This is a genomic window from uncultured Oscillibacter sp., from assembly GCF_950073225.1.
GTDB lineage: Bacteria > Bacillota > Clostridia > Oscillospirales > Oscillospiraceae > Oscillibacter.
This window is the reverse complement of the sequence record NZ_CATMPS010000003.1, coordinates 37,936-64,933: the sequence shown is the minus strand read 5'-3', so window position 1 is coordinate 64,933 and position 26,998 is coordinate 37,936. Positions and strand designations below refer to the sequence as shown.

The 26,998-nt window shown below is 64.0% G+C and carries 25 protein-coding genes; 12 read left to right on the top strand and 13 right to left on the bottom strand.

Going from position 1 to position 26,998, the window contains the following annotated elements:
* The 8 genes from Q1M04_RS03195 to Q1M04_RS03160 are packed head-to-tail and all read right to left on the bottom strand — an operon-like array spanning position 1 to position 8,747.
* Positions 1-1,662: an L-threonylcarbamoyladenylate synthase gene (locus tag Q1M04_RS03195; RefSeq protein ID WP_297997120.1), complete on the bottom strand. Its 1,662-nt coding sequence runs from the start codon at positions 1,660-1,662 to the stop codon at positions 1-3.
* A gap of 11 nt (positions 1,663-1,673) precedes the next feature.
* Complete coding sequence (locus Q1M04_RS03190) at positions 1,674-1,952, bottom strand: hypothetical protein (RefSeq protein ID WP_297294895.1); 279 nt, start codon at positions 1,950-1,952, stop codon at positions 1,674-1,676.
* Positions 1,949-3,010, bottom strand: a complete 1,062-nt coding sequence (gene prfA / locus Q1M04_RS03185; protein WP_293280112.1) for a peptide chain release factor 1 — start codon at positions 3,008-3,010, stop codon at positions 1,949-1,951. The genes Q1M04_RS03190 and prfA overlap by 4 nt, the downstream gene beginning before the upstream one ends.
* A gap of 45 nt (positions 3,011-3,055) precedes the next feature.
* On the bottom strand, positions 3,056-3,553 hold the full coding sequence (locus tag Q1M04_RS03180) for a hypothetical protein (protein WP_293280113.1): 498 nt from the start codon (positions 3,551-3,553) through the stop codon (positions 3,056-3,058).
* A 25-nt stretch (positions 3,554-3,578) separates the two neighbouring features.
* Positions 3,579-4,346, bottom strand: a complete 768-nt coding sequence (locus Q1M04_RS03175) for a YdcF family protein (protein WP_297997116.1) — start codon at positions 4,344-4,346, stop codon at positions 3,579-3,581.
* On the bottom strand, positions 4,343-6,241 hold the full coding sequence (locus Q1M04_RS03170) for an ABC-F family ATP-binding cassette domain-containing protein (protein ID WP_297997113.1): 1,899 nt from the start codon (positions 6,239-6,241) through the stop codon (positions 4,343-4,345). Before Q1M04_RS03170 ends, Q1M04_RS03175 begins: the two co-directional genes overlap by 4 nt.
* A gap of 25 nt (positions 6,242-6,266) precedes the next feature.
* On the bottom strand, positions 6,267-7,640 hold the full coding sequence (gene murF / locus Q1M04_RS03165; protein ID WP_295756753.1) for a UDP-N-acetylmuramoyl-tripeptide--D-alanyl-D-alanine ligase: 1,374 nt from the start codon (positions 7,638-7,640) through the stop codon (positions 6,267-6,269).
* 54 nt (positions 7,641-7,694) lie between these two features.
* Positions 7,695-8,747, bottom strand: coding sequence for a D-alanine--D-alanine ligase (locus tag Q1M04_RS03160; RefSeq protein ID WP_297997110.1), 1,053 nt, complete (start codon positions 8,745-8,747; stop codon positions 7,695-7,697).
* A gap of 307 nt (positions 8,748-9,054) precedes the next feature.
* Here Q1M04_RS03160 and Q1M04_RS03155 point away from each other — a divergent pair, with 307 nt between their 5' ends.
* Positions 9,055-10,176: a DUF362 domain-containing protein gene (locus Q1M04_RS03155; protein ID WP_297997108.1), complete on the top strand. Its 1,122-nt coding sequence runs from the start codon at positions 9,055-9,057 to the stop codon at positions 10,174-10,176.
* Between the two features lie 105 nt (positions 10,177-10,281).
* Entirely contained in the window at positions 10,282-10,890 is a 609-nt protein-coding gene (locus Q1M04_RS03150; RefSeq protein WP_297997106.1) for a single-stranded DNA-binding protein, read from the top strand.
* 75 nt (positions 10,891-10,965) lie between these two features.
* On the opposite strand, the gene Q1M04_RS03145 is transcribed toward Q1M04_RS03150, so the two are convergent.
* Together Q1M04_RS03145 and Q1M04_RS03140 are read right to left on the bottom strand one after the other, a co-directional pair.
* Positions 10,966-13,086 (bottom strand): sodium-translocating pyrophosphatase, encoded by a 2,121-nt coding sequence (locus Q1M04_RS03145; RefSeq protein ID WP_297997104.1) that lies wholly within the window; start codon positions 13,084-13,086, stop codon positions 10,966-10,968.
* A 565-nt stretch (positions 13,087-13,651) separates the two neighbouring features.
* Positions 13,652-14,290, bottom strand: coding sequence for a hypothetical protein (locus Q1M04_RS03140; RefSeq protein WP_297294152.1), 639 nt, complete (start codon positions 14,288-14,290; stop codon positions 13,652-13,654).
* A 192-nt stretch (positions 14,291-14,482) separates the two neighbouring features.
* On the opposite strand from Q1M04_RS03140, the gene Q1M04_RS03135 reads away from it, so the two are divergent.
* Positions 14,483-14,710 carry a hypothetical protein gene (locus tag Q1M04_RS03135; protein WP_297997102.1) on the top strand — a complete coding sequence of 76 codons (228 nt, stop codon included), beginning with the start codon at positions 14,483-14,485 and terminating at the stop codon, positions 14,708-14,710.
* A gap of 542 nt (positions 14,711-15,252) precedes the next feature.
* The gene (locus tag Q1M04_RS03130; protein WP_295756771.1) at positions 15,253-16,116 is read left to right on the top strand and encodes a metallophosphoesterase; all 864 of its coding nucleotides are present in this window, start codon (positions 15,253-15,255) and stop codon (positions 16,114-16,116) included.
* Here Q1M04_RS03130 and Q1M04_RS03125 read toward each other — a convergent pair.
* On the bottom strand, positions 16,097-16,294 hold the full coding sequence (locus Q1M04_RS03125; RefSeq protein WP_297997100.1) for a hypothetical protein: 198 nt from the start codon (positions 16,292-16,294) through the stop codon (positions 16,097-16,099). The genes Q1M04_RS03130 and Q1M04_RS03125 overlap by 20 nt on opposite strands.
* Positions 16,295-16,371: 77 nt before the next feature.
* On the opposite strand from Q1M04_RS03125, the gene Q1M04_RS03120 reads away from it, so the two are divergent.
* The 8 genes from Q1M04_RS03120 to Q1M04_RS03085 all read left to right on the top strand — a co-directional run bounded on the left by Q1M04_RS03120 (position 16,372) and on the right by Q1M04_RS03085 (position 24,333).
* Positions 16,372-16,590 (top strand): helix-turn-helix domain-containing protein, encoded by a 219-nt coding sequence (locus tag Q1M04_RS03120; RefSeq protein WP_204789724.1) that lies wholly within the window; start codon positions 16,372-16,374, stop codon positions 16,588-16,590.
* A gap of 4 nt (positions 16,591-16,594) precedes the next feature.
* Positions 16,595-18,460 carry a tRNA uridine-5-carboxymethylaminomethyl(34) synthesis enzyme MnmG gene (gene mnmG / locus Q1M04_RS03115; RefSeq protein WP_297997097.1) on the top strand — a complete coding sequence of 622 codons (1,866 nt, stop codon included), beginning with the start codon at positions 16,595-16,597 and terminating at the stop codon, positions 18,458-18,460.
* Between the two features lie 67 nt (positions 18,461-18,527).
* Positions 18,528-19,193, top strand: coding sequence for a cyclase family protein (locus tag Q1M04_RS03110; protein WP_204789726.1), 666 nt, complete (start codon positions 18,528-18,530; stop codon positions 19,191-19,193).
* On the top strand, positions 19,190-20,512 hold the full coding sequence (locus Q1M04_RS03105; RefSeq protein WP_293280266.1) for a Mur ligase family protein: 1,323 nt from the start codon (positions 19,190-19,192) through the stop codon (positions 20,510-20,512). Before Q1M04_RS03110 ends, Q1M04_RS03105 begins: the two co-directional genes overlap by 4 nt.
* A 3-nt stretch (positions 20,513-20,515) precedes the next feature.
* A complete protein-coding gene (locus Q1M04_RS03100; protein ID WP_295756779.1) occupies positions 20,516-21,250 on the top strand; it encodes a type 1 glutamine amidotransferase in 735 nt (244 codons plus the stop codon).
* Between the two features lie 158 nt (positions 21,251-21,408).
* Positions 21,409-22,191, top strand: coding sequence for a cell wall hydrolase (locus Q1M04_RS03095; RefSeq protein ID WP_297997094.1), 783 nt, complete (start codon positions 21,409-21,411; stop codon positions 22,189-22,191).
* A gap of 240 nt (positions 22,192-22,431) precedes the next feature.
* Positions 22,432-23,781: an NADP-specific glutamate dehydrogenase gene (gdhA, locus tag Q1M04_RS03090; RefSeq protein ID WP_297301018.1), complete on the top strand. Its 1,350-nt coding sequence runs from the start codon at positions 22,432-22,434 to the stop codon at positions 23,779-23,781.
* 156 nt (positions 23,782-23,937) lie between these two features.
* The gene (locus Q1M04_RS03085; protein WP_293281054.1) at positions 23,938-24,333 is read left to right on the top strand and encodes a cupin domain-containing protein; all 396 of its coding nucleotides are present in this window, start codon (positions 23,938-23,940) and stop codon (positions 24,331-24,333) included.
* On the opposite strand, the gene Q1M04_RS03080 is transcribed toward Q1M04_RS03085, so the two are convergent.
* Together Q1M04_RS03080 and ftsH are read right to left on the bottom strand one after the other, a co-directional pair.
* Positions 24,330-25,049, bottom strand: a complete 720-nt coding sequence (locus tag Q1M04_RS03080) for an AraC family transcriptional regulator (RefSeq protein WP_297997092.1) — start codon at positions 25,047-25,049, stop codon at positions 24,330-24,332. The genes Q1M04_RS03085 and Q1M04_RS03080 overlap by 4 nt on opposite strands.
* A gap of 57 nt (positions 25,050-25,106) precedes the next feature.
* Positions 25,107-26,930: an ATP-dependent zinc metalloprotease FtsH gene (gene ftsH, locus Q1M04_RS03075; RefSeq protein ID WP_297997235.1), complete on the bottom strand. Its 1,824-nt coding sequence runs from the start codon at positions 26,928-26,930 to the stop codon at positions 25,107-25,109.
* Positions 26,931-26,998 lie beyond the last annotated feature (68 nt).

Below are 26,998 nucleotides of genomic sequence, written 5' to 3'. Positions count from 1 at the left end.
TCAGCCGTGGCGCTTTTCCTCCTGGACAGCCTCCACCAGCCGTTCGAAGAACAGGTAGGCGTCCCGGCGGAACTCCTCCGGAGACTCCGTGGCGTTGTTCAGCTCGCAGTCGCATTTGCCCCGGTAGTACTCGTCCTGCTTCTGGGCGTTGAGGCGCAGGCGGGCATACTGTTCCGTGATGTGGTCCCGGGCCATGATGCGCTTCACCCGCAGCTCCGTGGGGGCCGTCACGGCCACGGTGCGGTCGCAGAGACGGTCCAGCCCGCTTTCGAAGAGGTTGATGGCGTCCAGGGCGCAGAGGCCTTCCGCGGCCTCCACCATGGCCTCCAGCTCCGGCAGGAGAAAGCGGGAGACGATGGCGTTGAGCTGGTCCAGCCGGTCCCGCTTGGCAAACACCTCCTGGCCCAGCTTCTTCCGGTTCAGCTGGCCGTCGGCGGTAAAGACGCCGGGGAAGCGCACGTTGATGGCGTTTTTGAATTCCTCACTGCCATTCAGCACCTGGTGGTAGACCGCGTCGCAGTCGATGACGCTTCCCCCCAGCTCCCGGATGGCTTGGAGGGCGCTGCTTTTTCCCGCGCCGGTGCCCCCGGTGACTCCCAGGATGATCCGCTGGCTGTCCGCGTTGATGACGTGGAAGCCCGCGGCCTTTTTCAGCCGGTTGCCGATGGCCAGGCCCAGCCCGCGGTTGTCCGGGCACTGGGCGAAAATCTCCTCCACCTCGCAGCTGTCGAAGCTCCGCAGGGCCTCGAAAACCCGCTGGGCCTGAATCTGCTTGTCGCTGCAGGGGCCCAGGGTGCGGACCACCTGCTGGGTAAAGAGATGGGCGTACTCGTCAAAGCAGATGACGCCGCTTCCCGGGCCCGCCCGCTCCGCGATCTTCCGGGCGGAGTTCGTGGGGGAGCCGGTGACCACCGTTACCGGGGCCTTGGGGGCGTAGTGGCGGTACTTCATGCCCGGCGCGCCGGGGCGCTCGTCCGGGCGGAGGGAGGCGGCCACGGCCCGGTCCACGTCGATGTGTCCGATGAGGCGCTCAATGTCCTCCACCGGCAGTCCGCCGGGGCGCAGGAGCCGGGGAGGCTCCTGCGTCAGGTCCAGCACGGTGGACTCCACGCCCACGGCGCAGCTTCCCCCGTCGATGATCATGTCGATCCGGCCGCCCACATCCTCCAGCACGTCCTGGGCCGAGGTGCAGCTGGGACGGCCGGAGGTGTTGGCGCTGGGGGCGGCGATGGCCATCCCCGCCTCCCGGATAATGGCCAGGGTGACAGGGTGGTTGGGGCAGCGGACACCCACGGTGTCCAGACCCGCCGTAGTCTCGTCAGGGACCGTGGGCTGGCGCTTTAAAACCATGGTCAGCGGCCCCGGCCAGAACTTCCGCGCCAGGGTGTAGGCCACCGGGGGGATGTCCGCGCAGTACCGGGGAAGCCACTGGGCCCCGGTGACGTGGAGGATCAGGGGGTTGTCCTGGGGCCGCCCCTTCACCTCGAAAATGCGCCGGACGGCGGCGGGGTTGGTCCCGTCGGCCCCCAGGCCGTATACCGTTTCCGTGGGAATGCCCACCAGCCCCCCCTCCCGGAGAATCTTGGCGGCGGCGGAAATCTTGTCCTCGATCTCCTTCTGCTGTCCCTTCGTGTCCCGCAAATCATAATAAATCGTCTGCATATTGTTCGCCTCTATCTCTCCGTTCGGGCTTTTGCCCGCGTTTTCCACCACAAAACCGTCTCGCGCGCCGCCCACGCCAGGGCCCCCAGGCACAGCGGCAAAAGCAGCAGGGCGCAGATTCCCGCAATGTCCGCGTCCTCGGCGGCATAGGGGTTTTCCGCTCTTCCATAGCGTGATACATACAGCGTTCCCTGCCGCCAGGACCAGGCCAGCAAAGCCTCCAGCCCCGCCAGGACCGCCGTCAGCACCGCGCCCGCCGCCCGGGCCATGCGCCGTGCCGCCCGCTTCACGCCCCGCCGCCTTTCAGCCGCTCCGCCGTATCCGCCGTAACCAGAGCGTCGATGATTTCATCCAAATCGCCGTTCAGCACCGCGTCCAGCCGGTACACCGTCAGTCCGATCCGGTGCTCCACCACCTGGCTCTGGAGGAAGCGGTAGGTCCGGACCTTCTCGCTGCGCCAGCCGCCGCCCACCTGGCTTTTCCGCTCGGACGCGGCGGCGGCGTCCCGGCTCTCCCGTTCCCGCTGGTAAAGCCGGGAGCGGAGGACCCGCATGGCCTTGTCCCGATTCTTATACTGGCTCCGCTCGTCCTGGCAGGTGACCACCATCCCTGTGGGCAGATGGGTGATGCGGATGGCGGACTCCGTCTTGTTGACGTGCTGCCCTCCCGCGCCGGAGGAGCGGTAGGTGTCGATTTGGAGGTCCCCCGGGTCGACAGCCACGTCCACCTCCTCCGCCTCCGGCAGCACGGCCACGGTGGCGGTGCTGGTCTGGATGCGGCCGCTGGACTCCGTCTCGGGGACCCGCTTCACCTGATGGACGCCGCTTTCAAATTTCAAGCGGGAGAATACATCCTCCCCCTCCATCAGGACCACGGCCTCCTTCACGCCCCCCAGCTCCGTCTCATTGGCGCTGAGGACCTCCGCCCGCCAGCCCCGGCGCTGGGCGTACATGGTGTACATCCGCAGCAGCTCCCCGGCGAAGAGGGCCGCCTCCTCACCGCCCACCCCGGCCCGAAGCTCCAGGATGACGTTCCGCCCGTCGTTGGGGTCCCGGGGGAGGAGAAGACGTTTCAGCTCCTCCCGGAGCGCTTCCGCCTCCGCCTTGGCGGCGGACAGCTCCTCCTGGGCCAGGGCCTTCAGCTCCGGGTCCCGGAGCAGGGCTTCCGCCTCCGCCCGGCGGCGCTCCGCCGCCTCCAGGGACCCGGCGGCCTCCACCACCGGCGTCAGCTCCTTTAATTCCCGCTGAATCGCCGCCAGCTTTTTCCCGTCCCCGTAAACGGCGGGGTCCGTCAGCTGAGCCTCCAGGTTCTCCCGGCGGAGGGCCAGCTCTTTCAATCTTTCCAACATAGGGCCCCTCCTAAACAAGATGATTTGGCACGCTTTGAGGGAACCCTACCGGCCCGTGGTCTGCAAAAATTCCTGGGTCTGGCGGAGGAACTCCTCCAGCCAGAAGGCGTAGCCCACGGAGCCGCTCCGCAGGGACGCCGCCGTCCGGTGGCCGCAGGGGACGTAATGGTCCATCTGCTCGAAAATCTCCTCGTTCTTGTCCTCGCAGCCCCGGGTCAGCACATAGGAGGCGTTGCGGATATGCTTCCCGTTTTCCTTCAAAAAACTCCGGACCACGGAGCTGCACCGCCCCGCCCACACCGGGGACCCCACGATGACCAGGCGGTAGTCCGTCAGGGGAAAGCGGGCGGGGCACTTCACGGCCGGCAAAGTCCGGCGCATGGCGTCCAGGCCGCACCGGAGCCACCCGCCCCAGCCGCTCCGGTCCACGCTGTCCTGGAGTTCCACCAGTTCCGCCCCCAGGGTTTTGGCAATTTCCTCCATGGCCGCCCGTGTGTTTCCCGTCCGGGAGTAGTACACGCACAGCACGTTGTTCCATGCCACTTGGCGTTCATCTCCTTTATTTCCGTTAATTCAAGTCAAACAGGCTCGTCTTCACCACGGCGAAGGCCTCCCGTAAATAGTAATTCGCGGTGAGCCACCACCAAGGCAGCTCCGCCGGGACGTCGATGGTCTTCAAGCCCTGCCTCCGGGCAATCATATGGGCCCGGAAGCAGTGAAAATCGTTGGTCACCACGGCAATTGTGGCCGTCCCCGTATCCAGCCCCCACTCCTCCAGCAGGGCCTTGGAAAACCGGAAATTCTCCGCCGTGTTGGTGGAGCGCTCCTCCAGGAGCAGGCGGGCGTTTTCCGCCCTGTCCTCCTTCCACAGCGCCCGGCGCATGGCCTCCGCCTCGGAAATGGCCTCCCCGGCTCCCTGTCCCCCGGAGAGGACCACCGGCACGTCCGGGTGGATTTCCAGATAATCCTCCGCCGCCCGGATGCGGCTCCACAGGGCCGCGGACGGCGTTTCACCGTTGACCCCGGCCCCCAGGACGATGACCGCGTCCACGGGAATGGCGGAGTTGTCCGCCTCCCCCCGGAAGACGACGGCGGCCTCAATGCCCGCCAGGCACACGATGCCAAGGCCCAAGCCCGCGAGAAAAACGCGGTAACAAGCCTGTCCCCTTCGGGACCGTTTCCCCCAGCGGTGAAGATACATCCCGCAATACCAAATGGCCAGTGTGCCCAGAAGGAGATACCCGGTGAATTTCATCCCGTTTGGAATCGACACCAGCGCCAATCCGGCACAGGCCAGGGCCAGCCGGCCAATCCGGCGGAGCCTTTTTGCCGTCATGCCTCCCCGGCCTCCTCGCTGAGCTGCTCCCAGCGCTCATAGAGGGCGTCCAGCTCTCCCTGAGCGGCCTCCCTCTGGGCGGTGAGCTCGGTCAGCTTTTCATAGTCGCAGGCGGCGGCTTCCATGCCGGCTTCCAGGGCGGCGATCTGTTCCTCCGCCTTGGCGATGTCCCGCTCGCAAATGGTCAGCTGGCGCCGGGCGTTCTGCTGGGCCCGGTTTCCCCGGGCGGGGCGCTCGTTTTTTTCCTTAGCGGGCTTCGGCGGCTCGATTTTCGCCGCCTCCTCCTGGGCCTTCATCTGCCGGTACTGGGTAAAGCCGCAGGGGTAGTCTGTAATCGTCCCCTCCGCCAGCTCCCAGATCCGGGTGGCGAAGCGGTTGATGAAATAGCGGTCGTGGCTGACGAAGAGCAGCGTCCCGTCGTAGGACTCCACCGCCTCCTCAATCCACTCCCTGGAGGCGATGTCCAGGTGGTTGGTGGGCTCGTCCAGGATGAGGAAGTTGACCTCCCCGTCCATCAGCATGCAAAGGCGCAGGCGGCTCTGCTCTCCGCCGGAGAGCACCGACACGGGCTTAAACACGTCTTCTCCCCGGAAGTCGTAAGCCGCCAGGCGGTTCCGGGCGCTCTGGGCGGAGAGGCCCCGTTTCGAGGCCATCATGTTCTCCACCAGATTCCAGTCCGGGTGGTCAAAGCGGATGATCTGGGGCAGGTAGGCGGGCTTGGCCTGGGGCCCCAGCTTGATGCGCCCGTCGTCGGGGTACAGCTCCCCCATGATCATCTTGATGAGGGTGGACTTTCCCGTCCCGTTGTCCCCGATGAGGGCGATGCGCTCCCCCCCCTCGGCCTTCAAGGTGATGCCGGAAAACAAGCGCTTATCCCCGTAGGACTTGGCCACGTTCCGGATGCCCAGCATCTCGTCCCCGTGGAACTCGGCGGTGGAAAACCGGGCGTCCATCTTCCTTGCCTTGGTGGGCTTGGCGGTGGTGCGCATGCGCTCAATCCGCCGCTCGATGTTCACCGCCCGGCGGTAGGTCTTGTCCATGCCCATGAAGGCCCAGACCCGGAGCTGTTCCGCCGCCTTTTCCAGCTGCTCAATTTTCGCCTGTTCCTTCTGGTACTGCTTCAGCCGCTCCTGATAGCGGCGCTCCTTCTCCACGGCGTAAAAGCTGTAGTTCCCGCTGTAGAACTCTGCTTTGCCGCCCTCAATCTCAATGACCCGGGTGACCACCCGGTCCAGGAAGTAGCGGTCGTGGGAGATGGCCAGCACCGTGCCCCGGAAGCCCCGGATGTACTCCTCCAGCCACTCCGTGGCGTGAAGGTCCAGGTGGTTCGTGGGCTCGTCCAAAAGCAGGATGTCCGTGTCCTCCAGAATGAGGCGGCCCAGGTTTACCCGGGTCTTCTCCCCGCCGGAGAGGCTGTCGAAGAGCTGCCCCCGCTGCTCCGGGGAGATGGAAAGGCCGTTGGCGATTTTATTCACCGCCACGTCCGTGTCATAGCCCCCGAAGACCTCGAACCGCTCGGCAAGGGACCCGTAGCGCCGCAGCAGCGCCGGGTCCGATTCTCCCGCCGCCATGCGGCCCTCCAGGGCCTCCATCTCCCTTGCCAGGCTTTCCAGCCGGGCGAAGGCGGAGCGGAGCACGTCCTCCACGGTGTACCCCGCCGGGTAGACGGGGATCTGGGAGATGAGCCCCAGCCGGTGGCGGTCGGCGATGGAAACCTGTCCCTCGTCGTGCTCCAGCTCTCCCGTCAATATGCGAAACAGGGTGGTTTTGCCCGCGCCGTTCCGGCCCAGCAGGCCCACCCGCTCCCCTTGGTCAATCTGAAAGGTCAGGCCGTCCAGGACGTTGTGCCCAACCTCAAAGGACTTGACCAGGGAGTTGATCTGTATCTCAATCATAGCGTTTTGTCATTCATTCTCCAGTTTACGTTTCTTGCAGGCGGTCCACCAGCCAGCCGAATTTCATGGAGTGGGACGCCTTTACCAGCACGATGGTCCCCGGCCCCAGCTGCCGCCGGAGCTCCGGCAGGGCTTCCTCCTTCGTGGGGAAGTACAGCACGGACCCGCCGCTGAGGGCCACGCCGTCGGCGATTTTTCCCGCCAGGTCCCCGCTGCCGACGGCAAACACCAGATCGACGCCCAGCATGGCGGCCAGGGCCCCCATGTTGAAGTGCGCCCGGTTCCCGATGGCTCCCAGCTCTCCCATGTCGCCCAAGACGGCCACCCGCTTGTCGCAGTCCGTCCGGGCCAGAATTTCCAGGGCCGCCGCCACGGATTGGGGGTTGGCGTTGTAGCAGTCGTCCAGAATCATCCGCCGCGACCGCAGACGGAGGACCCGCATGCGGCTTCCCGCCGGGACATAGGAGGCCGCGCCGCGGGCAATCTCCTCCCGGCTCAGGCCCAGGGCCTCTCCCACCGCCGCGGCGATGGCGGCGGCGTAAGCCATGTGTTCCCCGGGGGCGGGGATGCTTAAGGAATTCCGGCCCTTTTCCGTGGAAATGGTGCAGCGGATGCCCTCCACGCCATGGTCGGAAATCTCGCTGATGCGGGCCTGGCAGTGCTCCGACTTGCCGCAGCGTATGGTCCGGAAGGGGACCGCCACGGTGTCCAGCAGGGCGTCGTCTCCGTTGAGGATGGCCAGGCCGTCTTTTTTCAGGTGAGAGAAAATCTCGCACTTGGCCTTCAGGATGCCCTGGCGGCTCCCCAGGTACTCGATGTGGGCGTCTCCGACGTTGGAGATGACGGCAATGTCCGGCTTCACCATCTCTGTAAGGTATTCGATTTCCCCAAAGTGGTTCATGCCGGTTTCGATAACCGCCGCCTCGTGCTCCCGCGTCAGGCCCAGCAGGGCGAGGGGGGTTCCCACGTCGTTGTTGTAATTTTCCGGGGTCTTCCAGACCTTGAGCTTCGCCCCCAGGACGGCGGCGATCATCTCCTTGGTGGTGGTTTTCCCCACGCTGCCGGTGACTTGAATCACCGGGATGGAAAACTGGTCCCGGTAGGCGGAGGCCAGGGCCTTGAGGGCCAGCCGGGTGTCCGGGACCTGGATGTAAAATTTGTCCTCCCGGAGCTTTTCCGGTACGCGGGCGCAGAGGCATCCCGCCGCGCCGGCGTCCAGGGCCGCGTCGATAAAATCGTGTCCGTCAAACCGTGTTCCCACCCAGGGGAGGAAGAGGCAGCCCGGCTCCGGCCTGCGGCTGTCGGTACAGACCGCGGTAACGGCGGGGGCGTTCTCTCCGGGGTTCAGCCATACGCCGTCTACGGCGCCGGCAATCTGGCGGGCAGTCATGGGCTCCATTCCATCGTCCTCCCCGCGCCCCGAGGGGCGCGCTTTCTCTTTATAATTGATGTATCAGCGGCGCTTGATATGGAGGGACAGCCGCACAATCTCCTCGCACAGCTCTCCGTAGCTCATGCCTGCGGCGGCGGCCTCCTGGGGCACGAAGCTGGTGGGGGTCATCCCAGGCAGGGAGTTGGCCTCCAGGCACCAGAGCTTTCCGTCCTTGTCCAGAATCATGTCCGTCCGGGAGTACACCTGAAGGCCCAGGGCCTTGTGGGCCCGGAGGGCCAGCTCCCCGGCGGCGGCGGCCTCCGCCTCCGTCAGGGGGGCGGGGCAGACCTCCCTGGCGCCGCCCTTTTGGTACTTGGCAGCGTAGTCGAAGTCCTTCCCGGAGGGGGTGGTCTCCACGGCGGGCAGGGCCCGGTCTCCCAGCACCGCCACCGTCAGCTCCCGGCCGTAAATCCGTTCCTCCCAGAGGATCTCTCCGCCGAACTGCCGGACTTTTACCAGCGCGTTCATCAGCTCGCCACGGTCCTCCGGCAGGAAAACCCCCAAAGAGGACCCGCCGGTGGTGCATTTGATGACGCAGGGCATGGGCAGCTCCTGGGCCAGACGGCAGGCGTCCTCCGGCCTGTATTCCAGCATGCCCCACTTCGGCGTGGGAATGCCCTCGGCCAGCATGACCCGTTTTGCCACCGCCTTGTCCATGGCCACGCCCGAGGCCAGATACCCGGACCCGGTGTAGGGCACCCCCAGCAGCTCCAGGGCCGCCTGGACCCTTCCGTCCTCCCCGTCCTGGCCATGGAGGCCCAGGAACACAATGTCCGCCCGGCGGCAGAGCTCCAGCACATGGGGGCCGAACACCTGGGGGCTCTGGTCCTTCCGGCTCCGCCGGACGGCCTCCAGATCCGGGGCCGTGCTCTCAATTTTCACGTCGGGGCACAGGCCGTCCTCCGCGTCAAAGAGGGCTTCCAGCTCCTCCGGGACCTCCTCCACCCCCAGGAACAAATCGACTAAAATGGCCCGGTGGCCCCGCTCCCGCAGGCTGCGGCAGATGCCGGTGCCCGTCACCAGGGAGACGGCCCGCTCGGTGGAGAGGCCCCCGGCCAGTACGACGATCTTCATGCGATATCCTCCAGCAATGGTATTATTTTCATCTTATTATAATCCGTTATAGTTTAGCACAAGCGGCGGGTGAATACAACCGCCAAAACGCTTTTTTTACATTCCACCCCCAAAGGGCGGAAAGGGCTTGACATGGACCATACTCCATGTGATACACTGTGGGTCAAACAACGCGGTGGCTTAGGCCTTGTTTGAAAAATGGCAAAGCGCCTTGCCCGGCAAAAAAATCCGCCCCAATCCGGCATCCCGCCAATTTCCAAACAAGGCCTAAATCCCGAAATACAACGAAAAAAGGAGAACAATGATCATGGCTGAGACGTCCAAGGTCTATTTTGCGGACTTCCGCTGCCCCAGCTGGCGGGAGAACCTGCCCCAGAAGCTGGCCCGGCTAATGATGACCGCCGGGTTCGGCGAGATTGATATGGAGGACAAATTCGTCGCCGTCAAGATGCATTTCGGTGAGCCCGGAAACCTGGCCTACCTCCGGCCCAACTGGGCCCGGGCCGTGGCGGACCTTATCAAGTCCCAGGGGGGCAAGCCCTTCCTGACGGACTGCAACACGTTGTACGTGGGCGGGCGGAAGAACGCCCTGGACCACCTGGAGTCCGCCTATGTCAACGGCTTCCACCCTTACGCCACCGGCTGCCATGTGGTTATTGCCGACGGGCTGAAGGGCACCGACGAGGTGCTGGTTCCCGTGGAAGGCGGCGAGTACGTGAAGGAGGCCAAAATCGGCCGGGCCGTCATGGATGCGGACGTGTTCGTCAGCCTTACCCACTTCAAGGGCCACGAGCAGGCGGGCATGGGCGGAGCCCTGAAAAACATCGGCATGGGCTGCGGCTCCCGGGCGGGGAAGATGGAGCAGCACAACTCCGGCAAGCCCTTTGTGAAGGAAAAGAAGTGCATCGGCTGCAAGGCCTGCGCCAAAATCTGCGCCCACGGCGCGCCCCAGTTCGGGCCGGACGGCAAGGCCTCCATCGACATGGACAAGTGCGTAGGCTGCGGCCGGTGCCTGGCGGTCTGCCCCAAGGACGCCATCGACTGTCTCTATGACGAGGCCCCCACCATCCTGAACAAGAAAATCGCCGAGTACACCAAGGCTGTGGTGGCCGGGCGGCCCTGCTTCCACGTCTCCCTGGTGCTGGACATCTCCCCCAACTGCGACTGCCACGGGGAGAACGATGTGCCCATCGCCGCGGACGTGGGCATGTTCGCCTCCTTCGACCCCGTGGCCCTGGACCAGGCCTGTGCCGACGCGGTGGTGGCCCAGCCCCCGCTGCCGGGCTCCGTGCTGTTTGACGAGGGCTTCGACTGTAACTGCGGCGACGTCTTCCAGGCGGCCCACCCGGATACCCACTGGCAGTCCTGCCTGGAGCATGCGGAAAAGCTGGGGCTTGGGTCCCGGAAGTATGAGCTTATCAAAATCTGACGGTCTCACAGGAAGAGGCGCGGCTTTCAGCCGCGCCTCTTTTTCCGGTTCTATCCTCCCCGCCCCCCTCATAGGATACGGTATCACGACCGAGAGGTGGACAACATGACGACAAAGAATGAAGTGCTGCTGGAGGGCCTGGCCCTGGGGGAGCCGGAGTGGTCCCACGAAAACCACGGGGCGCAGTTCTACCGCTTATATCTCCAGGTCCCCCGGCTCAGCGGCCAGGTGGACCTGCTGCCGGTGCTGCTGCCCGGGGGCCTGGCCGCCCAGGCGGCAGAGGGACGGCTCCTCCGCATCCGGGGCCAGCTCCGCTCCTTCAACAACCGCAGCGGCGTGGGCAGCCGCCTGGTGCTGACGGTCTACGCCCAGGAGCTCCAGCCGGGACTGGACGAGCCCCAGAATCAGATCACCCTCTCCGGCGCGCTGTGCAAGCCCCCCATTTTCCGCCGGACCCCCCTGGGGCGGAGCATCTGCGATCTGATGCTGGCGGTGCCCCGGCGCTATGGACGGGCGGACTACCTGCCGGTCATCGCCTGGGGCCAGCTGGCGGTGAAGGCCAGCCGCCTCCGGGTGGGGGACCCCCTGGCCCTGGAGGGCCGGGTCCAGAGCCGTACATACCACAAAACCCTGGAGTCCGGGGAGACGGAGGAGCGGATGGCCTACGAGGTCTCCATGATGCGCCTGCTGGACCCGGAGGAGCCGGAGGCATGAGAATGGGGCAAGGGCCCTCCGCTTACCGCGGAGGGCCCTCGCCCCGTTAAAAGGAAAAGGAAGGAAGCAAAGCAATTACAGGAAGCTCATCAGGTTGAAGGCCAGGATCAGGCCGGAGAACACGATGGACACGGTGGAGCACAGCTTAATGAGGATATTCAGGGACGGGCCGGAGGTATCCTTGAAGGGGTCGCCCACGGTGTCGCCCACCACCGCCGCCTTGTGCTGGTCGGAGCCCTTGCCGCCGTGATGCCCGGTTTCAATGTACTTTTTCGCGTTGTCCCAGGCGCCGCCGGCGTTGGACATGAACACGGCCATGGCGAAGCCGGAGACGGACACGCCGCCAAGCAGCCCCACAACGCCGGTGGGCCCGAGAATCAGGCCCGTGATGATGGGCACCACAATGGCCAGCACGGCGGGGGTCACCATCTCATGGAGCGCGCCTTTGGTGCACAGGCCCACGCAGGAGGCGTAGTCCGGCTCGGCCTTGTACTCCATGATGCCGGGGATTTCCTTGAACTGGCGGCGGACCTCCACCACGATGGACTGGGCCGCCTTCTGCACGGCGTTCATGGTCTCGGCGGTGAAGACGAAGGTCAGCATGGCGCCGATGAAGAGGCCGACCAGAACCGTGGGGCTGGTGAGGGTGAAGTTCAGGATCTCGTCGGTGTTGTCCTGGACGATGTTGACATAGCTGACCAGCAGGGCCAGGGCGGTGAGGGAGGCGGAGCCAATGGCGAAGCCCTTGCCGGTGGCGGCGGTGGTGTTGCCCAGGGAGTCCAGGGCGTCGGTCCGCTGGCGGACGGTCTCCGGCAGGCCGCTCATTTCCGCGATGCCGCCGGCGTTGTCGGCCACGGGGCCGTAGGCGTCCGTCGCCAGGGTGATGCCCAGGGTGGAGAGCATGCCCACGCCCGCGATGCCGATGCCGTAGAGCCCACGGTTGAAGGCGGCGGTGAAGTGGCCCGCGCCGTCCACGATCTGAACGGTGCCGCCGGCGGCGAAGTAGCTCACCAGCACGGCCACGGCCACGATGATGATGGAGGTCATGGTGGATTTCAGGCCCAGGGAGACGCCGCCGATGATGATGGTGGCGGAGCCGGTCTCGGAGGCCGCCGCCAGCTCCTGGGTGGGCTTATAGGTATCGGAGGTGTAGTACTCGGTGAAGTAGCCGATGGCGCAGCCGCCGGTGAGGCCGCAGAGGATGGCGATGTACACGCCCCAGCTGCCGAGAATCCAGTAGGTCAGGGGGGCCGCCAGCACGGCCGCCAGCACGGCGGCGGTGTAGGTGCCGGTGCGGAGGCTCTTCAGCAGGGACTCCTGGGTGGCGTTCTCCTTGGTCTTTACCAGGAAGGAGCCGAAGATGGAGCAGATGATGCCGCAGACCGCCAGGGCCACGGGGAGCAGCATGCCGTTCCAGCCGTAGCCGCCCACGGCGCCCAGGGCGAAGGTGGCCAGGATGGAGCCCACATAGGACTCGTAGAGGTCCGCGCCCATTCCGGCCACGTCGCCCACGTTGTCGCCCACATTGTCGGCGATGGTGGCGGGGTTCCGGGGGTCGTCCTCGGGGATGCCCGCTTCCACTTTGCCCACCAGGTCCGCGCCCACGTCGGCGGCCTTGGTGTAGATGCCGCCGCCCACGCGGGCGAAGAGGGCCATGAAGGACGCGCCCATGCCGTTCATAACCATGATGTTGCCCAGGGCGACGGGGTCGTTGATGCCGAAGGCGTAGCGCAGCAGGAAGAACCACATGGTAATGTCCAGCATGCCCAGGCCCACCACGGTGAAGCCCATAACGGAGCCGGAGGAGAAGGCCACCCGCAGGCCCTTGTTCAGGCTCTCGGAGGCGGCCTGCGCGGTGCGGGCGTTGGAGTTGGTGGCGATCTTCATGCCGATGAAGCCCGCCAGCATGGAGAAGATGCCGCCGGTGACGAAGGCGAAGGGAGTGAACTTGGAGAGCATCTTGCCTCCGGTGGCGAAGGCGATGACCAGAAGAATGACGAAGACCACGATGAAGACCTTAAACACCGTGGTGTACTGCTGCTTTAGGTAAGCGTTTGCGCCAGAGCGGATGTTTGCCGCGATTTTACGCATTTTTTCGCTGCCTTCTGAGTAGGAAAGTACTTTTTTTGCCTGTATAACGGCAAAAAGTCCGGCGACCAGCGCGCCTATAAAACCGATCCAAAACAAGTTTTCCATCAATTTCTCTCCTCCTTTTGGTTTTGCAGCCCTTGAGTGGGTAGCCTTATTGTAACATATACGAACATTTTTTCAAGAGATTAATTCACTTTTTCTTACGCAAACGTTGTATTTCTTACAATTGGACAAAAATAACCCGGTAAATATGGGCATATTGCTTTAGTATCCGGGAAAATTTTCGTAAAATTGCTGATTTGATAGCGCAAATTCTGATATTTTTATAACAATCTGCTTGACCTTCCTTGGCGGAATTTCAAAATGTTACGCAAAGAAAGAGAATTTTGCGTAGTTTTTTGCGTTGGACTCCGGACGAAGTGGCTTTGACCTACGCACCTCTTTACGAAAAGCGCCCCTTGGACCGTAATTCGTCCAAGGGGCGCGCGTTTTTCTGCTTTTATTGAATTAGGCCTTGTTTGAAAATTGGCGGAATGCCGGATTGGGGCAGATTTTTTTGCCAGGCAAGGCGATTTGACGCGGGAATCCTGACGGATTTCAAGTCAAATCAACGCAGTCCTGGCGGAAAAAGGTGCCCAAAGACGGCGTTTTGCCATTTTTCAAACAAAGCCTAATAGACCAGCCGGAAATCCGTGAAGACCCAGCGGTCGTTTACGAAAGCGTAAGGAAACGACCAGCTCTCCAGCCCCACGACGGTTTCTCCGTCCTCGCCCAAGAGCTCCACCATCACGTTAACGGAATAGAGCGTTTCCTCCAGCTGTTCCGCCTCCACGCGAATCCGGCCCTTTCCGGCGTTGTGCTCCCGGCTCTCGCCGCAGACGCAGAGAATGCCGTTTACGTCCTGGTATGAGATCCGGGCGGCCTCTCCGCTCAGCAGGCGGTCCGTCAGCTCCTGGGAGAACACGCCCCGCAGATAGGTCCGCAAATCCTCCAATTCCACGATGCCCTCCATGTCGACCGGGTAGTAGGTCCTGCCGTTTACGGAGGAGGGCTGGCCGGAGGAGGGCAGGGGGGCCAGGTCAAACCAGCCGTAGATCCGTTCGGCCCGCTCATAGGCCGCCAGGACTTCCTCCTCCGGTAAGGGCCGGGCGGAGGACTCCACCATGGAGGAGCTCATATTTTCCACCTCCGGCGCGGACGCGGCCCGGACGGCGGAAGCTGTTGAAGCGGAGGCGGGCGCTTCCCCCGCGGGCGCGGCACAGCCCGCCAGCAGCAGCGCGAAGAGCATCACGGCTATGGTCTTCCGCATAATGCCGTCCCCCTTTCATCGGACTGGCTGCTCCGGCTCTCCGGAAAGCGGCTGTCCGCAACCTTTTCCTAGGCCTTGTTTGAAAATTGGCGGAATGCCGGATTGGGGCAGATTTTTTTGCCAGGCAAGGCGATTTGACGCGGGAATCCTGACGGATTTCAAGTCAAATCAACGCAGTCCTGGCGGAAAAAGATGCCCAAAGACGGCGTTTTGCCATTTTTCAAACAAGGCCTAGTTCAAATGTATCATATCCGTCGGCAAAACGCCATGAAAATTTTTCAAAAAAACCACGATTTTTCGAGCCTTTTTTTGACGTGTTCATACATCATTTGGCACCCGGCGGAAAAAAGCGCCCCGGCCCGCCGCAGCATCTGGCGGCAGGCCGGGGAAGGCTCCCGGCAGGCGGAAAAACTCCGATAAAATGAACGGAACCCGTCGTGGGTTCCGTTCGCGGTGGTCTTTCTTGCAAGGGGTCTCAGTGCGAGGCAATATGATAGAGGCTGCGGCCGCCGTTTTCCGGGGACCGTCATATCGTCAACGGGCGCGGGGGCCCGATTCGCGGAAAAAGAAAAATCCACGCCGACGGCGTGGCTTCCGGTTTTCAGCGATCGCTGTGAGTCCAAGGCTCATCCAGAAAGATCATGTCGTCCAAATCGTCAGGCAGCGCTTGTGCAAAAATTCTCATATCTGTAATCTCCTCTCTTGAAATATCTGTAAAGTACTATACCACACCGGTCAACATAACGCAAGTGGAATTTTCTGTATTTCATAAAAATTTCACATTTCTCCCCGACAGGTTTCGTCACCCCGCCCTAAGGTCGTCCTTTTTGCGGCGGGGCGAACGAAGTTTTCTGTATCCCTCTGCCCTTCTTTGTGTATTTTTCCTCTCGCCAGGGAAATACTCCCTGTGCTATACTTAAAAAATCAAGGCAACATCGCCGTTTGACGGCACGGAGGTGTCTATGGAGAGGCGTTCCAAACCACGTCGGCGGCGGGGGCGGGGACTGCTGTTTCTGCTGGTTTTCGCGGCGCTGACAGGACTCTATGTCCGCTGGGACAACACGGCTTTGCAGGTGTCCTCCTTCAGCGCCGTCCTCCGGGACCTGCCCCCGGGCTTCGACGGCTGCCGGGCCGTGGTGCTGGGGGATCTGCACTCCACCTGGTTCGGCGGGAAAAACGGGAAGCTCCTGGAAGCCGTGAAGGCCCAGGAGCCGGAATATATCTTTTTGGTGGGGGATCTGCTGGACGCCTTCCGTGATGTGCCGGAGGGCTACGCGGAAGAGACGGCGGCGGGCCTGGCGGGCATCGCCCCCACCTACTACGTCACCGGAAACCACGAATGGGCCGTGGGGGACGTGCCCGAGCTGAAAAAGGCCCTGGAGGCCCGGGGCGTGACGGTGCTGTCCAACGAGTTTTTGGCCCTGGAACGGAACGGGGACACGGCGGTGCTGGCGGGAATCGACGATCCCAACGGCTACGCGGACCAGAAGTCCCCGGAGGCAGTGGCGGAGGAAGTCCGCGCCGCCTATGGAGAAAACGCTTTTTGGATGCTGCTGGCCCACCGGAACGACCATTTCCCGGAGCAGTACAGCCTCCTGGGAGCGGACCTGGTGCTATCCGGCCACGGCCACGGCGGCGTAATCCGCCTGCCTTTCACCGACGGGCTGGTGTCCACGGACCGATCGCTGTTCCCCAGCTATACGGCGGGGCTGTATGAGAAAAACGGGTCCACGCTGTTCGTCACCCGGGGCCTGGGGAACACGGGGCCCAGCTTCCGGCTGTTCAACCGCCCGGAGGTGGCGGTGGTCACTCTGCGCCGGGGATAAACGGTATTTCCCGCAGGGCGCTGGAAATCTGCGCACCCATGCGGAGGCCGTAATAAAAGGAATAGAGGCCCCGGATAACCGCCGGGTTCCCCTGGAGATAGTCCGGCCAGTCCTTTTTGTCCGGGATGGTGACTTGCTGGAAATAGAGGCCTTCCACGATTTGGGGGATCTCTGTCATGATAAAGCCTCTGTTTGCTCAAATTCTTGTATGATTTTATAATAGCGCAAATACTCGCGTATTATCGAGGGGGATTTATGGAATTTTCTGATAGAGTCCGCATGCTGCGAAGAGAGCTGCACATGTCCCAAACCGCCGTGGCGGCGGAAATCGGAATTTCCTTCCGGGGCTATCAGGACATGGAATTAGGCGGCTACCCAAGATATGAAAAACTGCTTCGGATTGCCGACTATTATGATGTCTCCGTAGACTGGCTGATGGGCCGGACGGAGAACCGATCCGCCCACAGGAGCTGAAGCGATGCGGGAATTTCACGCCGGAACATTCGACGTCGCCGTTATCGGCGCGGGCCACGCCGGCATTGAAGCCGCCCTGGCCGCCGCTCGCCTGGGGATGGAGACGGTTATCTTCACCATCAACCTGGACGCGGTGGGCAACATGCCCTGCAACCCCGCCATCGGCGGCACGGGCAAAGGGCACCTGGTCCGGGAGCTGGACGCCCTGGGGGGCGAGATGGCAAAAGCCGCCGACGAATGCTGTATCCAATACCGTCTCTTAAACAAGGGCAAGGGCCCCGCCGTCTGGTCCCTCCGGGCCCAGGCGGACCGAAGGAAGTATCAGGGCCGCATGAAGCGCGCCCTGGAGCGGCAGGAGCGCTTGACCGTCCGCCAGGGGGAAGTGGCGGCCCTCCGCCCGCTGGAGGGCGGGGGCTTTGCCGCCGTCCTGGCCACCGGGGCGGCGTTCCATGCCCGGGCGGTGATCCTGGCCACGGGGACCTACCTCGCGGGCCGGACCATCGTGGGCGAGTGGGTGGAGGACTCCGGTCCCGACGGCATGCACGCCGCCGGGAGGCTGACGGACTCGCTCTTAAAACTGGGCCTCCCCCTCCGCCGCTTCAAGACCGGAACGCCCCCCCGGGTACACGCGGCGACGGTGGATTTTGACGAGATGGAGGTCCAGCCCGGAGACGGGCTGCCCGTGCCCTTCTCTTACTCCACCAAGGACCCGCCCTTTAACCGGGCCGTGTGCTGGCTCACCTGGACCACGGAGGAGACGAAACGGGTGGTCCGGGAGAACCTGGACCGGGCGCCCATGTACTCCGGCCTTATCGAGGGCGTGGGGCCCCGGTACTGCCCCTCTTTTGAAACAAAAATCGTCCGCTTTCCAGACAAGCTCCGCCACCAGCTCTTCGTGGAGCCCATGGGCCTGGACACCGAGGAGCTTTACATCCAGGGCTTCTCCTCCTCCATGCCGGAGGACGTGCAGATCCAGATGCTCCACAGCGTCCCGGGCCTCCGCCGGGCGGTGATGACCCGGCCCGCCTACGCCATCGAGTACGACTGCATCGACCCCCTGGCCCTCAGCGCCTCCCTGGAGGTCAAGGCCGTCCCCGGGCTTTACGGCGCGGGGCAGTTCAACGGCTCTTCCGGCTATGAGGAGGCGGCGGTCCAGGGCTTCATGGCCGGGGTCAACGCCGTGCGGAAGCTCCGGGGGCAGGACCCCTTCGTCCTCTCCCGGGCGGAGAGCTACATCGGCACCCTCATCGACGACTTGGTGACCAAGGGCACCAACGAGCCCTACCGCATCATGACCTCCCGGAGCGAATACCGGCTCCTGCTCCGCCAGGACAACGCGGACCTGCGGCTGACCAGGCGGGGCTATGAGGCGGGCCTTGTGAGCGGGGAACGCCTCCGGGCCGTGGAGGAGAAGTACGCCGCGGTCAGCCGGGAAATCAAGCGCCTGGCCCGCACCGGGGCCTCTCCGTCGCCGGAACTGTCGGCCTTCCTGGCCTCCAAGGACACGGCGGACGCCGCCGGGGGCAGCCCGCTGGACGCCCTGCTGCGGCGGCCCCGGATTCACTATGACGAGCTGGCTCCCTTCGACCCGGGAAGGCCGGACCTGCCCCCGGACGTGCGGGAACAGGTGGAAATCTCCGTGAAGTACGAGGGCTACATCCGCCGCCAGCAAAGCCAGGTGGAGGATTTCAAAAAAATGGCCTCCCACCGTCTGCCGGACGGCATTGACTACAGCTCGATCCAGGGCCTCAGGCTGGAGGCCAGGGAGAAGCTGGCGGCGGTCCGGCCCCTGGACCTGGGGCAGGCGTCCCGCATCTCCGGAGTCTCCCCGGCGGATATCGCCGCCCTGATGATTTACCTGGAAAAGTGAAGGCCGCGGTTTTCAGGCCGCGGAAACCGTCCATACTGAATATGAATCGGAAAGGAAGCGCCGCCCTATGCTGATCGACATGACCCACACCATCACCCAGGAGATCCCCATCTTCCCCGGCACGCCGGTCCCCGCCCTGGCTCCCGCCTGCACCCTCACCCGGGACGGCTTCCGGGAGACCCTGCTGACCCTCTCCTCCCATACCGGCACCCACATGGATGCCCCCGCCCACCTTTTGCAGGACGGGCGGACCTTGGACGATATGCCCATGTCCCAGTTCTCCGGCCGGGCCACGGTGCTGGACGTGTCCCAGGAGGGCCCCGTTATCACGGAGGAGTTCCTCCGGGCCAACTATGAGGCCATCCACTGCGCGGACTTCATCCTGTTCTACACCGGCTGGGAGGGCCGCTGGGGGACGGAGGGCTTCCTGGAGGACGCCTTCCCCGTCCCCGACGAGGCGGCGGCGAGATACCTGGTCTCCCGGGGCTTGAAGGGCGTGGGCACCGACGCTATCAGCATCGACCGGATGTCGGACAGCCATCTGCCCATCCACCACATTCTTTTGAAGGACAGTGTGGTGAGCATTGAAAACCTGTGCCTGAAAAAGGTCCGGGGACGGAAGGACTTCCTGTTCTTCGCCCTGCCTATGAAGTTTGAGGACGCCGACGGCGCTCCCGTCCGCGCGTTCGCGGAGCTGCGGGAGGCCAATGAGGCGGAAAGGAGGAGACGGTGAGAAAGCTTTTTGCCATCATAGTCTGCAAGCTGGGGCATTTTGTGGGTAAGCTCATCGGCAAGGGAAGCTCCATGCCGGGGAAGTTCGCCCTGAAAATCTGCCCGGACATCCTCCGGAGGGTGGAGCTGCCCCGGCACATCATCGCCGTCACCGGGTCCAACGGAAAGACCTCCACGGTGGAAATGATCGCCGCCGTCCTCCGGGCGGACGGAAAGACCGTGGTCTACAATGAGGAGGGCTCCAACCAAATCGAGGGCGTGACCACCCTGGTGCTGACCCACGCCACGCTGGGGGGAGCGGTGAGGGCCGACGTGCTGCTCATCGAGTCCGACGAGCGCTACGCCGCCCGCACCTTCCAGTTTTTCCACCCCACGGAATTCGTCATCACCAACCTCTACCGGGACCAGCTCACCCGGAACGGGCACCCGGAGTGGGTCTATGACGCGATCCTCCCGGCCCTCCACCCCGAGACGAAGCTGATTCTGAATGCCGACGACCCCCTGTCCTCCTGCTTTGCCCGGGGGCGGGAAGCGGTCAAATGGTTTGGCCTGGACAAGTGCTCCATCTCCGCGGACGCTCCCACGGGGGCCTATCACGACGGGGCCTATTGCCCGGTGTGCCATGCCCCCATGGAGTATGACTACGTGCATTACAACCACATCGGGGCCTTCCGCTGTACGAAATGCGGCCATAAAAAGCCCGCCGCGGACTACGCCGTCACGGCGGTGGATTTGGAAAAGGCCGTGGTGACCATTGACGGCGGCGTGGAAATCGCCCTGGCCTTCCGCAGCATTTACAACATCTACAACATCCTGGCGGCTTACTCCGCGTGCCGGGAGTGCGGCGTGTCCGGCGATACCGCCGCCGCCGTCCTGGGCAATTATTTGCTGAAAAACGGCCGGATGCAGACCTTCCGCCTGGGGGCCCGCCACGGGACCCTGCTGACCAGCAAGCACGAAAACTCCATCGCCTACGATACGAACCTGCGCTACATCGCCGCCTCAAAGCGGGACTGCGTGGTGCTGGTCATTGTGGACGCGGTGAGCCGGAAGTATTTCACCAGCGAGACCAGCTGGCTGTGGGACATTGATTTTGACCAGCTGAATGTCCCGCACGTAAAGCGGGTGGTGCTGGCGGGCCGGTACGGCAACGACCTGGCGGAGCGGTTTTCTTACACGGCGCTGGAGAACTGGTCCGTGGAGACGGACATCGCCGCCGCCGCGGCGGCGCTGAAAAGCGCCGGAGACGAGGAGCTCTACGTGGTTACCTGCTTCTCCGACCGGGACAAGATCCTCAGCCGCGTGGAAAAGGAGGGGTGAGGCATGGACGTGCGGATCATCCATTTTTACCCGGACCTGATGAGCCTTTATGGAAGCTATGCCAACGTGCTGGCGTTGAAGCGCTACCTGGAGCGCCTGGACTGTGACGTCACCGTGGAGTCCGTCCTCCCCGGCGGCGGGACGGACATTGCCAAGGGGGACTTCTTCTGCATGGGCGCGGGCACCGAGCGGGCCGCCAGGGCCGCTATGGAGGACTTCGCCCGCTACGCGCAGCCGCTGAAGGCCGCCGCCGGGGACTGCGCCGCCATGCTCTTCGCCGGGACGGCCATGGATCTTATCGGCAAGACCGTGAAGGAGGCGGACGGAAGCGCCTATGAGGGCTTGGGGCTGGCCTCTTTCACCACGGAGCACGGCAAGCGGCGCATCGTGGGGGACGTGTACGGCCATACGGACCTGTACCCCGAGGCGGTGGTGGGCTTCATGAACAAGTGCGGCGTGGTCACCGGCGTGGAGACGCCGCTGCTGACCGGGCTGGACCTGGGCTTTGGCAACGGGAAGGAGCGGGGCCCGGAAGGCTTCCACTGGAAGAACGTCTTCGCCTCCCAGCTGACGGGTCCCCTGCTGGTGAAGAACCCCAAGCTGCTGGAGACGGTGGCCGCCGCCATCTACGCCCGCCGGGGGAAGCCCCTCCCCGTGGACCGGCCCCTGGACCGCTGGGCGGAACAGGCCTACGCCGTCACGGAGGAGCAGCTCCGCCTGCGGGCCCAGGCGAAATAAGCGAGGACAGGAGGAGCCGGGACGTCCCGGCTCTTCCTTTTTTCCAGCCCCTCCCTCGATCTCCAGATTTTGAGGGTTGCCCCGAGGCGGCGTTTCCGGTATCTTGAAAGGGTGCGAAAGAATGCAGACTTGAAAATCCGCACAAGAAAGGAAACGATATGAAACGAAGATTCTTTGTCGGACTTCTCGCCGCCGCCGCCCTGTGCCTCCCCGTCCAGGCTGCCCGGCCCGCCAATTTCCAGGTGGACGGCGAGTTTTTGGGGGTCTCCGCCTATGTGGAAGAGGGGACCACGTACGTCCCCCTTCGGGAGCTTTTGGAGTCCCTGGGGGACTGGTCCGTCTGGTGGGACGGCTCTGCAGGCTGCGCCCGGGCCGCTTCTGAGGACGCGTCCCTCTCCGCGGACCCGGACGGCAATCTCCTCACCGTCAACGGAACCGGCTATCCCTGCGTGATAGACGTGGTGGAGGGCCAGACCTACGTGCCCCTGCGCCTCACGGCGGAGGCCCTGGGCGCGGATGTCCGATGGGACCCCTGGCTGGGGGGCGCGGCGGTGACCTCCCCCGGCGCGGCGCACGACGCCATGGATTACTACTGGCTCTCCCGCATCATCCACGCCGAGAGCGGCGGCGAGGTCCTGGAGGGACAGATCGCCGTGGGCAACGTGGTTTTGAACCGGGTGGCCAGCGGGGACTTCCCCGACAGCGTCCCGGAGGTCATTTTTGACGATGAACACGGCGTGCAGTTCGAGCCCGTGGCCAACGGCACGGTGCGAAGCGAGCCCACGGAGCTTTCCCGGGAGGCGGCCCGGCGGGCCCTGTCCGGGGAGAACACCGCCGGGGACGCCCTTTACTTCTTCGCCCCGGCCCTGTCCCAGGGAAGCTGGATCGACTCCAGCCGCACCTACCGCCAGACCATCGGCTGCCACCGCTTCTACCTGTGACCGAAAGCCCCGGCGGGCCTCCGCCGGGGCTTTTTTGTGATAATCGCTTTATAATAGGAATAAATTTCTTCTGCATTTTAGGAAATTTATTTCTTGTGCGGACCCCCGTTTTTCCTATATTCTATAAGCAAGAAATTTCCCGGCCTGTTTTTGCGCCAAAGCTCCCAGAAAATGGAATATTCTCCCTTGCCGCGGGCATTCTACAAGACGGCGGACAGGGCCGGACAAAGGGGCGGTTTTATGTTGAAGAGCGAATATTTACAGCGGGTTTACTCCCAGGTGGTCACCCGGGACCCGGACCAGAAGGAGTTCCACCAGGCGGTGCTGGAGTTTCTGGAGAGCCTGGACCAGATCATCGACCGGCATCCCGAGTATGAGAAGAAGGGGATCGTGGAGACCTTTGTGGAGCCCGAGCGGGTCATCACCTTCCGGGTGCCCTGGGTGGACGACCAGGGGAAGGTCCAGGTGAACCGGGGCTACCGGGTCCAGTTCAACTCCTCCATCGGCCCCTACAAGGGCGGGCTCCGGTTCCACCCCACGGTGAACCTCTCCATCCTGAAGTTCCTGGGCTTCGAGCAGATTTTGAAAAACAGCCTCACCACCCTGCCCATGGGCGGGGCCAAGGGCGGCAGTGATTTCGACCCCAAGGGCAAGAGCGATGAGGAGGTCATGCGCTTTTGCCAGAGCTTCATGACGGAGCTCCAGCGGCACATCGGCCAGTTTGTGGACGTGCCCGCCGGGGACATCGGCGTGGGCGCCCGGGAGATCGGCTACCTCTTCGGCCAGTACCGCCGGGTCCGGGGGACTTACGCCGCCGGCGTGCTGACGGGCAAGGGCCTCTCCTTCGGCGGCTCTCTGGTCCGCACGGAGGCCACGGGCTATGGATTATGCTATTTGACCCAGGAGATGCTGTCCAAGATGAAAAACGACAGCTTCCAGGGCAAGACGGTGGTCATCTCCGGCAGCGGCAACGTGGCCATCTTCGCCTGCCAGAAGGCCACGGAGCTGGGCGCGAAAGTCGTGGCCCTCAGCGACTCCAACGGCTACATCCACGACCCCAAGGGTATCGACCTGGACGTGGTGAAGGACATCAAGCTGGGCCACCGGGGCCGCATCAAGGAGTATGCGGACCGGGTTCCCGGCAGCACCTATACCGAGGGCTTCCGGGGCATCTGGAACGTGCCCTGTGACATCGCCCTGCCCTGCGCTACCCAGAATGAGATCGACGGGGAAACCGCCAAAATCATCGTGAAAAACGGCTGCCTCGCCGTGGCGGAGGGGGCCAACATGCCCTGCCGTCCGGAGGCCATTCAGGAGTTCCAGCACGCGGGCGTCCTCTTCGCCCCCGCCAAAGCCGCCAACGCCGGCGGCGTGGCCACCAGCGGCCTGGAGATGAGCCAGAACTCCATGCGCTACGCCTGGAGCTTCGAGGAAGTGGACCGGCGGCTGAAAACCATCATGACCAACATTTTCCACAACATCTACACCGCCGCCGAGGAGTGCGGAAAGCCCGGCGACCTGGTGCTGGGGGCCAACATCGCGGGCTTTATGAAAGTAGCCGACGTGATGCTGTCCCAGGGCTTGATCTGACAACATACAAGAAACGCGGCTCCTGCGGTTTGTCCGGAGGAGCCGCTTTTTTTGCGCCTGGGCGTGGAAAAGGCAATTTTGTACAAGGCACGCCCGGCGCTTCGTGGTACGCTGGCAGCAGACAGACGCCTGTCACATTGGAAAGGAGCATTGCATATGGAACATCCAAATTTGTTTGACCAGCTTGACGCCTCTGGGCGCCTGCGCCTGCCGGGGGCGGACGCCGCCTTCGGGGACCTGCCCTGGAACCCGCACCCGGATTTCGAGGGCGTGGAGCTCAAGCACCTTATCACCAAACGGGAGACTGGCGGGCTGTTCAGCTGCCATCTGGTGCGCGTCGCCCCGGGCAAAGCCATCGGAACCCACGCCCACCCCACCCAGACGGAGCTTCACGAAGTCGCCGCCGGAAGCGGCGTCTGCCTGAGCGGCGGAGCCCGGCTCGTCTATGAGCCAGGCGTCGTTTCCATCCTTCCCAAGGAAGAGCCCCATCGGGTGGAGGCGGGGCCGGAGGGACTCTGCCTGTTAGCCAAATTCATCCCGGCCCTTCTTTAAGGTCCGGAAAACGCGGTGCAGGACCGCTTGTAGGCCGCCGGGGTCAGGCCCACCAGGCGCTTGAACTGACGGTCGAAGTGGCTCTGGTCGCAGAAGCCCGCCGCAGCGGCGGCCTCCGCCACGGTAGCCGGTCCCGCCAGCAGCCGCTGGCCCTTCCGGACCCGGTTCTGGAGCTGGAACCGATGGGGCGTCAGCCCCGCCTCCCGCTGGAAGGCCCGGACCAGGTGGTATTTGCTCATGCAGGCCAGCTCCGCCATGTCCTCCAGGCTGCAGGGAAGCTCCGGTTCCCTCTCCAAACGCGCCCGGAGCTCGGCCAGAGGACCCTCTCCTTCTCCGCTTCTCCGCCCGGACAAGAGGGACAACTCCTCCAGCAGCCGTTCCTCCACCTCCGGCAGTCCAACAGCCCTTCTCAAAAGGGCGGCGGCGCTCTCCCGCGCTTCCCGGAACACGCCGGAGGCCGCCGGGGCCTTGCGGACGCACAGGCTCACCAGCGTATAGGGAGATCCGGCTTTCAAGCTGTGGGGCATGTAGGGCGGAAGGGCAAACAGGCCGTTCTCCCGGTAAATCCCTGTGCCCTGGTCCGTCTCCAGCTCCACAACCCCTTCCAGAACGGCGCCCAGGGTCAGCGTTGAAACGTGGCTGTGCCAGGGATAGGACAGCGCAGACCCCTGGCAGACAATCACTTCCGCCCCGCCGCCCTGGAAATATTCCACCATACTGTTCCCTCCCCGGAAACGAAACCAGCCAGGAGTGCGCTCCCGGCTGGTTTCTGTTTATTCCTCCGGCTCTTCTGCCGGCGCCTTTCCGCCGTAGACCTCCAAAAACGCATCCCGCTCCATGGTTTCATGCTCCAGAAGGTACGCCGCCACGGCGTCCAGGATGGCCCGCTTCTCCGTCAGGATGTCCTCGCAGCGCCGCCCGGCCTCGTCCACCACCCGGCGGACCTCCTCGTCGATCTGAGCGGCCACGGCCTCGGAATAGCTCCGGCCCTGGCTCATGGTCCGGCCGATGAAGACCTCGTCGTGCCCTCCCTCAAAGCAGACCGAGCCGATGGTTTCGCTCATGCCGTACACCGCCACCATCTTCCGGGCGATATCCGTGGCCCGCTGGATGTCGCTGCCCGCCCCGGTGGAGATGTCCCCCAGGCACAGCTTTTCCGCCATCCGCCCCCCCAGCAGGGCTACAATCCGGTCCTCCAGATAGCGCTTGGAAAGGAAGCTCCGGTCTTCCTCCGGCAGGGCGATGGTCATGCCTCCCGCCTGGCCCCGGGGGACGATGGTGATTTGATTTACCGGGTCGTGCTCCGGCAGGGTCTCCATGACCACGGCGTGGCCCGCCTCGTGCCAGGCGGTGAGCTCCCGCTCATGGGAGGAGATGACCCGGCTCCGCTTTTCCGGCCCGGCGATGACCTTGATCTCCGCCTGGCGGAAGTCCTCCATGGTGATATAGTCCCGGTCCCGCCGGGCGGCCAGCAGGGCCCCCTCGTTCACCAGGTTTTCCAAATCCGCCCCGGTGAACCCGGCGGTGCCCTGGGCCAGGGTCCGGAGGTCCACATCCTCGGACAGGGGCTTGCCCTTCACATGGATTTTCAAAATGTCCTCCCGGCCCTTGATGTCGGGGAGGCCCACGTAAATCTGCCGGTCAAACCGCCCGGGCCGCAGCAGCGCCGGGTCCAGCACGTCCGCCCGGTTGGTGGCCGCCAGGACCACCACGCCCTCGTTGGCGGCGAAGCCGTCCATCTCCACCAGGAGCTGGTTCAGGGTCTGCTCCCGCTCGTCATGGCCGCCGCCCACGCCGGTGCCCCGCTGGCGGCCCACGGCGTCGATTTCGTCAATGAAGACAATGGCGGGGGAGGTCTTCTTGGCCTGGTCAAAGAGGTCCCGGACCCGGGACGCGCCCACGCCCACGTACAGCTCCACAAAGTCGGAGCCGGAGATGGAGAGGAAGCCCACCCCGGCCTCCCCGGCCACGGCCTTGGCAAGCAGGGTCTTGCCCGTGCCCGGAGGGCCCACCAGCAGCACGCCCTTGGGGATGCGGGCCCCCAGGGAGATGAACCGCCGGGGGTCCCGGAGGAACTCCACAATCTCCTGAAGCTCCTCCTTTTCCTCCTCCGCCCCGGCCACATCCTCAAAGCGGACCTTCTTGTCCTTCTCCGAGAGGACCCGGGTCCGGGCGGAGCCGAAGCGGGCCATGCGGTCCGCCCCCATGCCGCCCCCCTGGCCCCGGAGGAGGAAGAGGTAGCCCATGCCGCCGATCAGCGCCGCCGTCAGGAGGAAGGGCAGGAGGATCTCCAGCCAGTTCGTCGAGTGGTCCTGCTGGTAGTCGTAAGAGGTGATGATCCCCTTGGCGGCCTGCTTCTCCACCAGTTCCCCCAGGCTGTCGTAGAACAGGTCGAAGTCGTAGAGCTCATAGCGCAGGGTGTTCCGGCCCTCCGGCTCTCCCCGCAGCGTCATCAGCAGGGTGTTGTCCCGGATGACGAAGGACTCCACCTTCTCCTGGCGGAAAAGCTGCTCCACTTGGGAGAACTCCATCCGCTCGCTCTGGCTGTTCAGCTGCCAGACCCAGCTCAGGCACAGCAGGATCACCAGCCCCAGCATCAAAAAGCTGAGGTTGGACGTACGGTTTTGCTTGGACACGACGGCATTCCTCCTTTAGGCTGTCCCGT